The sequence below is a fragment of the Sediminibacillus halophilus genome, assembly GCF_900103695.1.
In the GTDB taxonomy this organism is placed as follows: domain Bacteria; phylum Bacillota; class Bacilli; order Bacillales; family Amphibacillaceae; genus Sediminibacillus; species Sediminibacillus halophilus.
Window position 1 is genome coordinate 755,027 of sequence record NZ_FNHF01000001.1, and the last position, 14,195, is coordinate 769,221.

Genomic DNA, 14,195 nt, shown 5'->3' on the forward strand with positions numbered 1-14,195 from the left:
TTTGAAAGAGGCAGCTGGACGTTTTTTCTATTAAAAAAGGTATGCTTTTTGGATTTTTTGTCCATCCCATTAATGATACAGTTATTTTTGTAACGTTATTGCTGTTAAGGACGTCTAATCGACAAATGATACGGGAGGTTGTGGAATGAAAAGAGCATTCCTTTTTTTATTATTGGCAGCTGCAATACTGGCAGCCTGTGGTTCAAACAATCAGGATAAGGAGGCGGAAGAAGTGAATGGAAACGGTGACGGTTCCCCGAATCAGGTAAATGCAGAATTAATGGAACAGAGTCCACTGGTTTATCAATATTCCATTAGCAATCAAAGCGATGAAAAGATTAAGCTAGAATTCACAAGTTCCCAACGGTATGATTACAAAATAACCAATGATGCCGGCGAACAAGTTTTTCTCTATTCCAGTGTTACATCTTTTGCCCAAGTTATGGGGGAAGAAACGCTTAATCCTGGTGACACCCTTGATTATCAGATCGATTTACGTGAACGTGACATGGAACCAGGCGATTACAAGTTGACAGCTTGGTTGACACCGAGCGGCGGGGAGAAATACAAAATCGAACAATCCTTCACCATACCGGGAGAAGAATAAAAAGACCAGGGCTCCCTCTTACAGCAAGGGAACCCTGGTCTTTTCGTTAACTTTTGCGTAAATACAAGTGTTTCTAAGATGCTTACCATCCGCCGAGACATCCTCGCTCTTCAATATCCCTTCAAGTTCGTAATCCAGCTTTTCCGGAATTGCCCGGCTTTTAAAATTCTTTTCCTCACATCTAATTTCCACACGATTACAGTTTAGTTGATCAAATGCAAAGCTGGTCAAGGCGTCAATTGCCTCTGTCATTTATCCAAGCCCAGTGTACTTTGTATCGATCCAGTAACCTAACTCGCATTTTGGTACATCCCAATCAATATTGTGTAAACCGGAAGAACCGATAAACGCATTTGTTTCCCGGTGAAATAACAAATATCTTAATTTTTCCCGCTTAAGAAAACGGATATATGCCTCTCTAATATCCGCTTCACTATCTGATTCCGTTGGAGTAGTTTGAGCAAACGGCATCCATGGACGCAATTCTTCGATTGATCGTTTGACCGCCTGATTGACAATTTCTCCATCACCATGTTCGGGCCTGCGTAAAAGCAGCCTTTCTGTTTTTAATTCAACAGGTATATCCAATAAGACAGGATTCAATGGAGTCCCCCCTCTTGTCAGTTGTTATTTTACTTCCTTAAGAATACTCGCCGGCGCTCCCCCGGCTACAACATTTGCCGGGATATCCCTTGTGACAACAGAGCCGGAGGCAATAATAGCGTTATCGCCAATCGTAACACCAGGGTTTATTACTGTCCTTCCACCTATCCAGACATTATTTCCAATGGTAACTGGTTTTCCAAATTCAGCACCGGCCTTACGAGCTTCCGGATCAAGTGGATGAGCAGCTGTGTATATATGTACACCAGGAGCCAATAAACAATGATCGCCTATGCGCACCTCGCAAACGTCAAGTATCGTGCAATCAAAATTTGCATAGAACCCTTCTCCAACATGAATATTATAACCATAATCACATCGGAAGGTCGGCTCTACAAAAAAACGATCACCACTCGAACCAAACAGCTCCTTAAGAAGATCCCTGCGCCTCTCGTCATCAAACTCAGCCGTTTGGTTGTAAAGTCTGGTCAGCCTGCGGGCATTCTTGCGATCAGCAACCAACTCTGGATCGCCAGCATTATATAATTCACCGCCGATCATTTTTTCTCTTTCTGTTTTCATCAAAAATTCTTCCCTTCTCCACAATGGAAAGTTAACCAGTTAATATATAGGGTAACATAAAAATTAAAATTATCAGAAAAGCAGTACAATTACCTTGTCCATCCTGATAAAAAGAAAACGCACCCGATTGGAGAAGCTTCAAGCGTGACAGAGTGTTAATTGCTCGTTATAGTTCATTGCTGATCATGTTACTGCGCATTCCCTCTGCCTTTTCCTGCATTCGAAGCATGCTTAAGGCCGGCCTCCGATTGGCGCTTTCAGTTAAATGTCATTATCCTTGAACCTATACTATCATAAAAAAACACCCTACCAAGTCGCAGCGGCAGAGTGCTGAGGGACAGTCCCCAACTGTTATTTTATTTATTTACAGGTGTCAAAAGTTGGATGGTCCTTGCCAGCAGGGCAGTCCGCTTGGCAAAGGTTGTGAGGTCGACATATTCTTCGGTAAGGCTATGGGAATACTCTCCCAGTGGTCCCATGCCGTCAACGGTAGGGATTCCTTCATCTGCTGTGTACGCTGCATCCGAAGCGCCTCCTGTTCCGACATCCTTTATGGACATCCCCAACTCTTTTCCGGCATCCCGAATGACATCCAGCAGTTTTTCAGTCTCTTCTGTTTTTTCCATCGGCGGCTGTGCCATCCCACCTTCCAGATGAGTTGTGGTTCCTTCTACTGTATCCTCGTCGGCAATATCGGAGATTTCTTTTGTCACCTCTTTCGCCTGTTGCTTATCCTTCACACGCACATCGACCTTGGCATCAGCATCAGGTGGTATAGTATTACTCGAAGTACCGCCATTAAAGAGACCAACGTTGACCGAAAGACCAGATTCATAGTCATTCAGATTCTGTAGTTTTATGACTTTATGTGCGAGTTCATTTATCGCACTCCTGCCAAGTTCCGGTTCTACTCCCGCATGTGCACCTTTTCCCTCGACCTCAATGTCGAACCGGCCAACTCCTTTTCGCTCGGACACAACCGCATCACCAGGTCGCCCAGATTCAACCACTAACGAATAGTGCTTATCTGCCGCCGCTTTTTTTATCAACGGTTTGGAGGTTGGGGAACCAATTTCTTCATCGCTGTTAAAAATGACATGGACGTTTTTATAAGCTTCCGATTCGTTCTCCTTTAATGCTTTGAGTGCATATAATACAGCGACATGGCTGGACTTTTCGTCACTGACCCCCGGCCCATATGCAAAATCATCGATAATCTCAAAAGGACGTTCTTTTGCTGTTCCTTTTGGAAAAACAGTATCCATATGCGCGACAATTAAAATTTTAGGTTCGCTACTGCGTTCCGCTTTAACTTCAAGATTATTCCCCTGTTTTTTTTCCCGGTGAGTATGAACATACATTCCTAACTCCTCAAACTTATTTTTCAGCAATGTCCCTACTTTGTCTACTCCTTCTTTATCATGCGTATTACTATCCGTATTGACCAATTCCTCAAGCAACGCCTTCATTTCCGGCAATTGACTTTCCAAATGTGTTTCGAGATTCATATCCTAATACCTCCTTATCATCTTTTATTCTACCTATTCCCATTAAGAAACTGATGACACGTAAAATCTATTTCAAGAGGAAGGGCTCCTAATCTCTCAACCTGCAAGAGAATTTTTAACATAGAAGACAATAGAAAGAATTGTGGAGTTTTTAGGGCGGGGAGATAGAGGGGCATTGGCATATATCCTAACAACCGTTTGTCCTGCACACACTGAGAGCATAAAAATACACCATGCTTGATGGTGTGTTGGGATGTGTTGCAACGAGCAATAGAAGGAAGGGACGGGAATGTGCTCCAGAGTCGTGCGAAATTAAACATTCATCCCTGCAGTCAAGCTATGATCTATTTTTTCATCGATTAGTTCAATCAGCTGTAATTCCTTTTGCTTGTCCATGTGACGATAATGATGGGAATCCCCCGGCTGCTTATCTTTCTCATCAGCCAAATGAATCACTCGTTGTAAATCATTTAACTGCACATTCCCCTCCGGCAGGGCAGATTCGGTATGAAATAGAATCGCATGGGCAATCTCTTTTGCAGCTTGCTTGTCTTCCCCTAGACGAACCAATAATTTATGAGCCCTTTCCGCTCCTTTAATAGGATGAATGTCATAAGCCCGGTATAATTGATAATCCCATTCTCCATTTCGAAACCATTGATAATGGCCGATATCATGGAGAAAACCTGCCTTAGCTGCCCAATCCGGATTCACCTTGTAGGACAAAGCCAACTCATAAGCGTGAAATGCTACAGAAATTGCATGCGCCATTCCAGAGCGCCTGACATATTTTTGGGTAATTGAATGCTGGTAAATATCTTTCATTGTGACAGACCTCATGATGATGCCTCCTCTGCGGGTGATTTTGGTTAAATTATCGAATATCGTATCATTAATTTTGTATCGAATCAATCTGTTGGTGATTTTATCTAACAGGAAAACGTTAGAAGTTCCTTCTAGATTGGAATTGCCTATCGTATACCCTATTCGGCAATTTCTGAATCTATTAGAAAACGAGCACTGCCTAAATGAGGTTCAGCACTCGTTTTCTTGTTTCCCTTATCAACTAAAAATACGGTCAATTTCATTTATTTCTTCTTCAGTCAATTTTACATCCAATGTCTTCAAGTTATTTAGTACCTGCTCAGATCGCTTAGCGCCAGGAATGATCGCATCAATGGATGGACGGGTTAAATACCAGGCTAGAACAACATGAGCAACCTCTGCCCCTTTGGCTTCGGCAATGCTGCGTACTTTGTCCACTTTCACAAGGTTTTTCTTGAAATTTTCCCCTTGGAAATGCGGCATTTCTTTACGCAAATCATTAAATGTTGTTTCCTCTGTGTACTTGCCAGCCAAAAGTCCGGAAGCAAGCGGAAAATACGGTATAAAGGAAATATTGTTTTCTGCCGTATAAGGTAATAATTCTTTCTCTGCATCCCGCTGAAGCAGATTATATTCACCTTGATAAACATCGACGTAGCCGTTTTTATTTGCTTCTTTCAATTGGTCGATCGAAAAGTTCGAGACACCGATGGCTTTGATCTTGCCTTGATCTTTTAGTTCTTTCAGTGCTCCAACAGCTTCGTCTTTTGGAGTTTTTTCATCCGGAAAATGGATATAAAATAAATCAATATAGTCTGTTTGCAGCCTTTTCAAGCTTTCTTCTACCGATTTTTTCAAAAATTCCGGAGAGTTATCCATGACGGTTTCATCGCCGACAAATTTGTGTGCCCCTTTTGTAGCAAGGACGACCTCATTCCGTCTGCCTGTCTCCTGGAGCACTTCCCCGATCAGTTCTTCGGAGCGCTCCGGTCCATAGATAAACGCGGTATCTAAGAAATTGACTCCGTTGGTTATCGCTGTACGTACCAAGCTTTTTCCCGCTTCTTCGTCGAGATTTGGATAAAGATTATGCCCACCGACTGCGTTTGTACCCAGACCAATCGGATTGACCTTCAAACCAGATTTTCCTAATTGGGTTTGTGCTGTCATATGATATCAACTCCTTTTCTGTTTAGATAATATCATTACATATATTGGATGGAAATTGAAACAGAATGCTTCAGCTCTTTTTTAAAAGCCGAACAAATCTCTCGCATTAATGTACCTATTTCACTACATGATGTACTATTGTCCTAACCTTCACATTCCATGTAATGAGGCAAAATTCCTGTTTTGACTTTTTCAGCGCTTGAATGATTGCGCTTACAAATATGTTTAGTATAATACCAATTGAAACGTTTCAATAACTAATAAGAAAGGGTGCTAGAATGAAGAAAAAGTTTGCGTTGGTATTAACATTTTTATTGCTAGTCAATGCTGCCATTACAACACCTGTTTTTGCGGCTACTCCTCCAAAAGGAAAGGAAATGGCCTTATCGAAGCAATTAAAGGCTATATCAAAACAAACATACCGTTACTTTGAAGAATTTACGGATAAACAGACAGGTCTTACCGCTGATGCTGTACGCTGGAGTGACGGAAAAAGGAACATCCAGGCACACACATCTCCTACCAACATAGGCATGTACATGATGAGTGTAGTCTCTGCTGAAGAATTAGGACACATCGACCACCAACAAGCTCTAAATAACCTCCAAAAAACCATCCAAACTTTAAAAAACATGGAGACGTGGAACGGTCTTTACTATAACTGGTATTATACGGAAGATGCCACTCTAATGACAGATTGGGGACAGTTCATTTCCACCGTGGACAACGGCTGGCTATCAGCTGGATTAATAGTGGCGGGACAAGCATATCCGGAACTTTATGAAGAAACCAATACCATTGTTGAAAACATGGATTATTCTACTCTCTATGATCCGGAAGTTGGACAAATGAGAGGAGGTTATGATGTCGACGCCGGAAGTTTAACCGCCCATCATTATGGAGCATTTTATACGGAACCACGAGTAGCAAGCTATATTTCTATCGGAAAGGGAGATGTACCGAAAGAACACTGGTGGAAAATGTATCGTACGATGCCCGAGAGCTGGGATTGGCAAGCTCAAATTCCTCAAGGCCATATGGAAACATATGATGGAGTCGAGGTATTCGAAGGCCACTATCGTTATAATGACGAGAAATATGTGCCTAGCTGGGGAGGAAGTATGTTTGAGGCTTTAATGCCTTCGCTTGTGATGAAAGAAAAAGAACTTGGTACACAAGCTTTAGGGTTGAATAATCAACGACACGTAGATCTTCAAATTAACTATGCTGCAGAACAAGGGTATCCAGCCTGGGGAATGTCACCGGCTGCCACTCCCGAAGGTTATTCCGAGTTTGCCGCGACGCCTCTCGGTATGGACGGTTACAAGTCGGATGGAACGATCACTCCGCATGCAACTTTCCTAGCGTTAGAATATGCCCCAATGGAGGCATTCCAAAATATTCAAACGTTAAAAAGTTTTGATGCTTATGGAAAGTATGGCTTCCTTGATTCCGTCAATGTCGAAACAGGTGAAGTTACAAAAGCATACCTTGCTCTTGATCAAGGTATGACGATGGCCGCCATAGCGAATTATTTGAAGGACGGTATTCTCAGAGATTATTTTCATCAGGACGACATTGGGAAAAACCCTGAGGATTTACTGATAAAAGAAAAATTCTCCATCGATTAATTCGAGAGTGCCAGGGCCTCTTTATTGACGGAGGTACTTGGCACTCTTCCTTAAATTTTCTTCACTACTTACAATTACTCCATACTCCCCCACTAGTCTTCGTTTAATCCTCTTAAAAGAAAGTAAAGGCATTTTTTATTCAAACCTTCCTCAATTTAACAACTTATGATTAAATGCTTGTAAAGGGTTTCATAAGGAATAGGATTGCGAATTCTCAATCCTTTGGAGAGGAGTTTTTCAGAATGGCGATAAAAGTAAACCAGGAGTCCCGGGAATTTCACTTGACCAATGGGAAGATAAGCTATATTTTTCGTGTCATGGAGAAAGTTGGCCAACTGGAACATTTGTACTATGGAAAAGGCGTGAAACACCGAAAAAGTTTTGAACATTTAATTGAACGTGAAGCAAGGCCCGCTTCGACAAATATGTTAGAAGGCGATTACACCTCCTCCCTGGAGCATATCAAACAGGAATATCCGAGCTATGGAACGACAGATTATCGCTACCCTGCTCATAAAATTATTGATCAGCACGGCAGCCATATTACCAACTTCCAATATGAAAGCTATCACATCACCAAAGGGAAACCGGCACTTGAAAACCTCCCTGCAACCTATACAGAGCAAGAGGGAGAAGCGGAAACGTTACAAGTTGTCCTTTTCGATAAAGTACTGCAGTGCAGATTGATTTTAAGTTATAGCATTTACACAGATCGCAACGTAATTACGCGGAATGCCCGCTTCGTCAACCTAGGTAATGAAGCTTGCTTTCTGGACAGTGCGATGAGCGCAAATGTCGATTTACCTGATGATCAATACGAAATGGTACATTTAAATGGTGCCTGGGCACGTGAAACCCACCTTGAGGCGCAACCCCTATTCAAAGGGGTTCAGTCTATTTCAAGCTCTCGAGGTGCAAGCAGCCATATACACAACCCCTTTCTTGCTTTAAAGTGCAAGCAAACAAGCGAATCTAGTGGTGAAATATTCGGCTTCAGTCTTGTTTATAGCGGAAACTTCGTTGGCCAAATTGAAGTGGACACATTTGGGGTGACCAGAGTGATGATGGGAATCAATCCATTTCAATTCAAATGGAAGTTAGCTCCAGGTGAAAGCTTTCAAACACCAGAATGTGTCATGGTTTATTCAGACAAAGGGCTGAATGGTATGAGCAACATCTATCATGCGTTGTATCGAGAGAGACTTGCCAGAGGTCGTTGGCGGGACAAAGACCGTCCTGTCTTAATCAACAACTGGGAAGCAACCTACTTTGACTTCAATGAAGAAAAAGTGTTGGCAATTGCCAACACTGCCAAGGAACTAGGGATGGAATTGTTTGTTCTTGATGACGGATGGTTCGGTGAAAGGCATGACGATACCTCTTCACTAGGTGACTGGTTTGAAAATAAGCAGAAACTTCCTGAAGGTATTGACGGGCTTGCCAGGAAAATAGACGCATTGGGGTTGAAGTTTGGTTTATGGTTTGAGCCGGAAATAGTTAGCAAAGGCACCAAACTGTTTTCAGAACATCCGGAATGGGTGCTCTCGACTCCTGATCGCCGGGCTTCTCATGGCCGTAATCAGTACGTGATGGATTTTTCACGTCCGGAAGTTGTCGATTACATTTACAATTTAATGGACAGCGTTTTAGAAAAGACAAAGATTTCCTATATAAAATGGGACATGAATCGATATATAACAGAGGCCTATTCCTCTGCTTTCGATGCTGACCGACAGGGAGAAGTAATGCACCGTTACATTCTCGGTGTTTATCACCTTTATGAAAGATTGATCAATAAATATCCGGATATTCTTTTTGAATCGTGCGCTGGCGGCGGGGCAAGATTTGATCCAGGTATGCTGTATTACACACCACAAGCTTGGACCAGCGATAATACCGATGCTATCGAGCGATTAAAAATACAATATGGCGCCTCGCTCGTATATCCTTTAAGTGCGTTGGGAAGTCATGTATCTGCCATTCCTAACCATCAGGTCGGCAGGACGACTCCATTGCATACCCGTGCACACACTGCCTACTTCGGTACTTTTGGATTTGAATTGGATGTGACAAACCTAACTTCAATTGAAAAAGAAGAAGTAAAGGAACAGGTCCGTTTTTTTAAGGAGAAACGATCGTTAATTCGTACTGGCCGATTTTACCGGCTGCTTAGTCCGTTCGACGGAAATGAAACAGCCTGGATGGTCGTTTCCAAGGATCAGTCAGAGGCTATTGTGGGATATTATCAAGTGTTAGCAAAACCAAATGATAAGTACAATAGGGTTAAACTGCAAGGACTTGATCCCGAAAAACGATATATGATCAACAGTGATTCTGTCGATCATTTTGGGGATGAATTGATGAATATCGGTATATTGCTAAATCGACATATAAGTGAACAGCCTCATGACTTCAGTTCTCAAGTGTTTGTTTTGAAGGAAGTTTAAATTTAACCATTAATGTTAAAGTGCTGCTGAGTATTTTTCAGCAGCACTTTTGATCAAACTCAACTTAACAACCGTTCCTTTCAGTGCAATTATTCTTTCAATTTTTTACTACTCCCTTTCTCCTCATTAGTATCCGGCCAGTCAAAAAACGATTGAAAATCCATGAGAAAAGCTGTTTTGTCTTTCACCACCAGTTTTGCTATGATAATCTCACACATACATAAACAAACCAAAACCAAAAACCCGCTTATCATCCTGCCTTCACCCTTTCTTAAGTTTAAACAAAAGGTAATGTATGAAACGCGTTTCAGGTCAAGAAGAAATTTCTTAGGGAAAGGAAGTCGCCTAACATGGCTAACATTCGGGAAATTGCCGGTCTTGCCGGTGTTTCGGTTTCGACCGTTTCACGCGTACTGAACAACCATCCCTATGTTCGGGATGAAAAAAGGCAAGCCGTGCATCAAGCGATGGAAAGACTCGATTATCATCGGAATCTTCCTGCTATCCATTTATCGAAAGGGACAACAAACTTGCTGGGTGTTGTCCTCCCTTCCATTGAGATTCCCTATTTCGGTAACATTGTAGAAGGGATAGCGGAGGAGGGTTTAAAACATGATTTACAACTTGTCCTGATTCAAACAAACTACAATGTTGAAAAGGAACTGGAGGCTTTAGAGCTGCTTCGGGGTAGTTTAATCGACGGGTTGATTTTCACTTCTCGTGCTGCTTCTCTCAAAATCATTAAAGAATACAATCCACATGGCCCGATCATTCTCTGCGAAGACTCCGACCAAACGGATCTTCCATCTGTCAGCATTCCTCACGAGAAGGCATTCATGGATGGTTTGGATTACTTGTTGACAAAAGGACATACCAAAATAGCCTGCACTTTGGGAAGAAAACAAGGAACAAATAGCCATAAACGTATTAAGGCCTATCAAACGATAATGGATAAGATTAATCAACCAGTAAGGGAACAATGGATATTTGATAAATGTTTGACTATCGAGGATGGTATCCATTTAACGGAAAATTGGTGCCGGATGACCGAGAGACCAACCGCCTTCCTCGTAACCAATGATCAGGTGGCTGCCGGTATGGTTCTTACGGCAAAAGAAAAGGGAATACATATGCCCGAAGAGCTTGCCATCCTGAGCTTTGATAATCAACAGATCGCCAAAGCTATGCATATTTCAACGATCGATATACCGATCAAACAAATGGGGAAAAAAGCAGTCCAATTTATCCAAAATACAGAGAAAAGGAGCAAGGTTTCCCTTCCCTTTCAATTGATTGAGCGTGCAACTGTGTAAAATATTTTTTCTTACAGCGTTCTTCCGGGTTTTTCTATCTGCATTTCAGGGAATATTTTCTTGTTACAAACTTTGAATGGAAAGGATGAAAATCATGATAGGTTTCATCGGGTTAGGTATAATGGGATCCAACATGGCAGCAAATTTGCTTGCTAATGGAGAGGAACTTATCGTTTACAATAGGACAAAAGAAAAAGCCCAGCCATTGTTGGAAAAAGGAGCAGAATGGGCAGATTCCCCTAAAATGGTTGCTCATAGAGCAGATATCGTTTTCACTATGCTGACCAACCCTGAGGCTGTAGAATCTGTGGCATTAGGGAAAGAGGGGCTACTAAAGGGACTGACAAAAAATAAACTGTGGGTGGATTGTAGCACGGTCAACCCCGCGTTTAGTAAAGCAATGGCAAAAAAGACAGAAGCGGCTGGCTGCAGGTTTATCGATGCACCTGTTGCAGGTTCAAAAGGACCTGCTGAACAGGGACAGTTGAATTTTCTGATTGGCGGAAACGACGAGGATGTAGAGGAAATAAAACCATACTTAAATGCAATGGGAAAATCGATTCAACACATGGGAAAACACGGAAACGGCATTGCAACAAAACTGGCTGTCAATCTTTCACTAGTCACTTCGATGGCCACATTTGCAGAAGCCATAAGCTTTGGAACTTCCCTAGGTCTGGACCGAGAGCAGTTGATGGATGTACTATTCGATCTCCCTGTCACCGCCCCTGTCTTAAAGGGAAAACGAAATATGATGTTGCATGAGAACTTTGAAGCACAGTTTCCTCTAGAGCATGCCCATAAGGATTTACAGCAGATTTCCGAGGCAGCTTATCAAACTGGTTCTCCGTTACCTGTAACCCATGGTGCTAAGGAGCTTTATGCGTTTGCCAAGCATAAGGGATTGAGCAAAAAAGATTTCGCTGCTGTTTATCAGTTATTATCTGAAGGGACTTCCCGACAATGAACAGCTTTTCAACCGCACAAAAATCGGGTATAATAAAAATGGGGATAAAAACTAAACAGACCACAGCGGGCACTGTGGTCTGTAGATAAGCGGTTCCCCCAGAGGGATCGGCTATCATAGTGGTGATAGACCTCTCCTAGTTACTTAACGGGCAAATAGGGAGGTCTATTTTTTATTGATCATCGAAACGATCAAACCGAGCAAAGCAATCAAGAAGGTACCAAATCCAATCAGCACCATAAAACTTTCATACATGCTCAACAGGCATCACCCCCTTTCACGGGGCTAGCCGACCCACCCTAAAAGAACATTATCTGGTATTTATTATAGCATAGACAGGCTGGAAGCCGAATAAACGCAAGGACCCATTTTTGATACAGGCAGTTTAGCTTCCTTTTCTTAACCAGATCATTGGGGTATAATATAAATAGAAAACAGACCACAGCGAATGCCGTGGTCTGGATAGATAAGCGGTTCCCCCAGAGGGATCGGCTATCAAGAGATAGACCTCTCCTAGTCACTTGAAGGGCAAATAGGGAGGTCTATTTTTTATTGATCATGGTAATGATCAAAGCGAGCAATGCAATCAAAAAAGAACCAAAGCCAATCAGAACCATAAATACTTGATACATGCTCACGGCATCACCCCCTTTCACGGGGCTAGCCGACCCACCCTAAAAAGAACTTTATCTATATTTATTATATCATGTCATATAGTTCTAACGAACGGACATTCAGATTATTTCTTGTCCTTTCAATGCCCAAGATAGAGTGGTAACAAGAATAATAGAAGAACTTATTGATTATATTTGTTTAGCAACGTATCAATTGACTGGTTCAACGACGTGATATCTACTTTGTTCACTGGATCGTCTTTCAATCCATACTGTTGCTTGAGCCGGATAATTCTTTTCACGCTTTCATTAATCCGCTCCTCCGATATTTCACCATTTTCAACTGCCGTGCGCAACGCATCGATCACACGGACTACTTTCTGATAATCGTGTGCCACCAGGATAACGTCACTCCCTGCTAACACGGAATCCACGGAGGCCTGACCTATTTCGAAGTTGTCGATTATCGCTTCCATTGTCATATCGTCGGTCATAACCAAACCATCATACCCCAAACGATTCCTAAGCAAATCTGTGATAACCTCTTTTGATATGGAAGCTGGATAGGACTCATCCAGATGCGGAAGTAGAATATGTGCGATCATAACCGCATCCGCTCCTTGGTTGATTGCCCGCCGAAATGGAAGCAATTCAAGTTTTTCTAATTGTTCTAAGGTTTTATTTACCTTCGGCAATTGATAGTGGGAGTCGACAGAAGTATCCCCATGCCCGGGAAAGTGCTTGATCACCGGGATAATTTGCTTCGACTCGATTCCTTTCATTGTCTGTACGCCAAGTTCACTGACAATTTCCGGATCAGCACCAAACGATCGGTCGCCTATCACCGGATTATCCGGATTACTATTGACATCCAACACTGGAGCAAAATTCATGTTAAATCCAAATGCCTTTAGCTCATTTCCCAATATTTCTCCTGCTTGATAGGAAAAATCGGGTTTATCCAATTCTCCGATCCATTCGTTGGTGGGGAGCTTCGAAAGATTTCCTGGTAGACGGGAAATTCTCCCCCCTTCCTGATCGACACTCAACAATAGTGGCAACTTGTTTTGCTTGTTCTCTGCCTTCAAATTATTCAAGAGCTTATTTGTCTGCTTTGGAGATTCCAAGTTAGCGGCATAAAATATAAATCCGCCAATATGATAGTCATCGATCAAGCTTTGTTCTTGTTTCCCCATCCCAGTGCCAGAAATACCGCCAATCACCATCTGGCCGATCTTCTCCGATAGATTCATTTGCTTAACCAAGGTAGAAGCGGAAGAATCTTCTACCTTTATTCCGTCAGGATCGGTAATAAGCGATATATGATCCACCGTTGGATTGGCAAGTTCCTTATCAGGTTTAGGCAAAATCCACCTGAGTTCAAAACTATCATTTACCTGGTAATGGAGGATCTCCTGGTTATGTTTTTCATCCTCATAATAAGTTGTATTATCCGGATCACCGAGTACAGCGATGATATCTTTGAAGTGTAGCGCCTGTACCGTGTTGGAAAACGAACGCAAATCAAAAACAAAATCGCCAACATAACCTATGGTTACTTTTTTTTCGTGATAATCTTCATAGACACCGAGATCCGTTTCCGTTTTTTGATCGGGGTCTCCCCACTGATCAATCACCATTTGTCTATCCGTTTCTCCATCGATAAAAGAAGCATCCCTTATCTTTCCTTCTCTTGCATCTTTCAATATTTCTTCAATTTGTTCTTCAGGGTTTTGGTTGATTCCAGGAATCTCTTTTACCGGTGACCGTGGCGGCAGGAAAGAAACATGATTTCTAGCTGAGTCGACTACAGTATGTTTCTGTAAGTAAAATACCGCAGCAACAGCCAATACCAGAAGGAAGACAACGAGAAATACACCTTTATAATTTTTGTTCTTCACACATCTCCTCCTCCTTTTTCTCTTCGT

Annotated in this window: 13 protein-coding genes and 1 pseudogene; 5 read left to right on the plus strand and 9 right to left on the minus strand. The window is 42.2% G+C overall.

The window, feature by feature from the left end:
• The first annotated feature begins 145 nt into the window (after positions 1–145).
• Complete coding sequence (locus BLR82_RS03820; RefSeq protein ID WP_074597656.1) at positions 146–607, plus strand: BsuPI-related putative proteinase inhibitor; 462 nt, start codon at positions 146–148, stop codon at positions 605–607.
• Positions 608–625: 18 nt separating this feature from the next.
• Here BLR82_RS03820 and BLR82_RS03825 read toward each other — a convergent pair.
• The 5 genes and pseudogenes from BLR82_RS03825 to BLR82_RS03845 all read right to left on the minus strand — a co-directional run bounded on the left by BLR82_RS03825 (position 626) and on the right by BLR82_RS03845 (position 5,295).
• Positions 626–1,210 (minus strand): annotated as a pseudogene (locus tag BLR82_RS03825) (GNAT family N-acetyltransferase).
• A 24-nt stretch (positions 1,211–1,234) separates the two neighbouring features.
• Positions 1,235–1,792, minus strand: coding sequence for a sugar O-acetyltransferase (locus BLR82_RS03830; protein WP_074597657.1), 558 nt, complete (start codon positions 1,790–1,792; stop codon positions 1,235–1,237).
• Between the two features lie 356 nt (positions 1,793–2,148).
• Positions 2,149–3,300: a M20 family metallopeptidase gene (locus BLR82_RS03835; RefSeq protein WP_074597658.1), complete on the minus strand. Its 1,152-nt coding sequence runs from the start codon at positions 3,298–3,300 to the stop codon at positions 2,149–2,151.
• Positions 3,301–3,612: 312 nt separating this feature from the next.
• A complete protein-coding gene (locus tag BLR82_RS03840) occupies positions 3,613–4,140 on the minus strand; it encodes an HD domain-containing protein (RefSeq protein ID WP_074597659.1) in 528 nt (175 codons plus the stop codon).
• Positions 4,141–4,362: 222 nt separating this feature from the next.
• On the minus strand, positions 4,363–5,295 hold the full coding sequence (locus BLR82_RS03845) for an aldo/keto reductase (RefSeq protein WP_074597660.1): 933 nt from the start codon (positions 5,293–5,295) through the stop codon (positions 4,363–4,365).
• A gap of 278 nt (positions 5,296–5,573) precedes the next feature.
• Here BLR82_RS03845 and BLR82_RS03850 point away from each other — a divergent pair, with 278 nt between their 5' ends.
• Both BLR82_RS03850 and BLR82_RS03855 read left to right on the plus strand, forming a co-directional pair.
• The gene (locus BLR82_RS03850) at positions 5,574–6,926 is read left to right on the plus strand and encodes a glucoamylase family protein (protein ID WP_074597661.1); all 1,353 of its coding nucleotides are present in this window, start codon (positions 5,574–5,576) and stop codon (positions 6,924–6,926) included.
• A 242-nt stretch (positions 6,927–7,168) separates the two neighbouring features.
• Positions 7,169–9,373, plus strand: a complete 2,205-nt coding sequence (locus BLR82_RS03855) for an alpha-galactosidase (protein ID WP_074597662.1) — start codon at positions 7,169–7,171, stop codon at positions 9,371–9,373.
• 89 nt (positions 9,374–9,462) lie between these two features.
• On the opposite strand, the gene BLR82_RS20925 is transcribed toward BLR82_RS03855, so the two are convergent.
• Positions 9,463–9,627 carry a hypothetical protein gene (locus BLR82_RS20925; RefSeq protein ID WP_175486743.1) on the minus strand — a complete coding sequence of 55 codons (165 nt, stop codon included), beginning with the start codon at positions 9,625–9,627 and terminating at the stop codon, positions 9,463–9,465.
• Positions 9,628–9,723: 96 nt separating this feature from the next.
• Between BLR82_RS20925 and BLR82_RS03860 the strand changes: the two genes are divergently transcribed.
• Together BLR82_RS03860 and BLR82_RS03865 are read left to right on the plus strand one after the other, a co-directional pair.
• Positions 9,724–10,686 (plus strand): LacI family DNA-binding transcriptional regulator, encoded by a 963-nt coding sequence (locus tag BLR82_RS03860; protein ID WP_074597663.1) that lies wholly within the window; start codon positions 9,724–9,726, stop codon positions 10,684–10,686.
• Between the two features lie 94 nt (positions 10,687–10,780).
• Complete coding sequence (locus BLR82_RS03865; protein ID WP_074597664.1) at positions 10,781–11,653, plus strand: NAD(P)-dependent oxidoreductase; 873 nt, start codon at positions 10,781–10,783, stop codon at positions 11,651–11,653.
• A gap of 165 nt (positions 11,654–11,818) precedes the next feature.
• Here BLR82_RS03865 and BLR82_RS03870 read toward each other — a convergent pair whose 3' ends face one another.
• The 3 genes from BLR82_RS03870 to nagZ all read right to left on the minus strand — a co-directional run bounded on the left by BLR82_RS03870 (position 11,819) and on the right by nagZ (position 14,168).
• Positions 11,819–11,908, minus strand: coding sequence for a putative holin-like toxin (locus BLR82_RS03870; RefSeq protein ID WP_162832890.1), 90 nt, complete (start codon positions 11,906–11,908; stop codon positions 11,819–11,821).
• 287 nt (positions 11,909–12,195) lie between these two features.
• Positions 12,196–12,285 carry a putative holin-like toxin gene (locus BLR82_RS21235; protein ID WP_074598261.1) on the minus strand — a complete coding sequence of 30 codons (90 nt, stop codon included), beginning with the start codon at positions 12,283–12,285 and terminating at the stop codon, positions 12,196–12,198.
• Positions 12,286–12,449: 164 nt separating this feature from the next.
• A complete protein-coding gene (gene nagZ, locus BLR82_RS03880; RefSeq protein WP_074597666.1) occupies positions 12,450–14,168 on the minus strand; it encodes a beta-N-acetylhexosaminidase in 1,719 nt (572 codons plus the stop codon).
• Positions 14,169–14,195 lie beyond the last annotated feature (27 nt).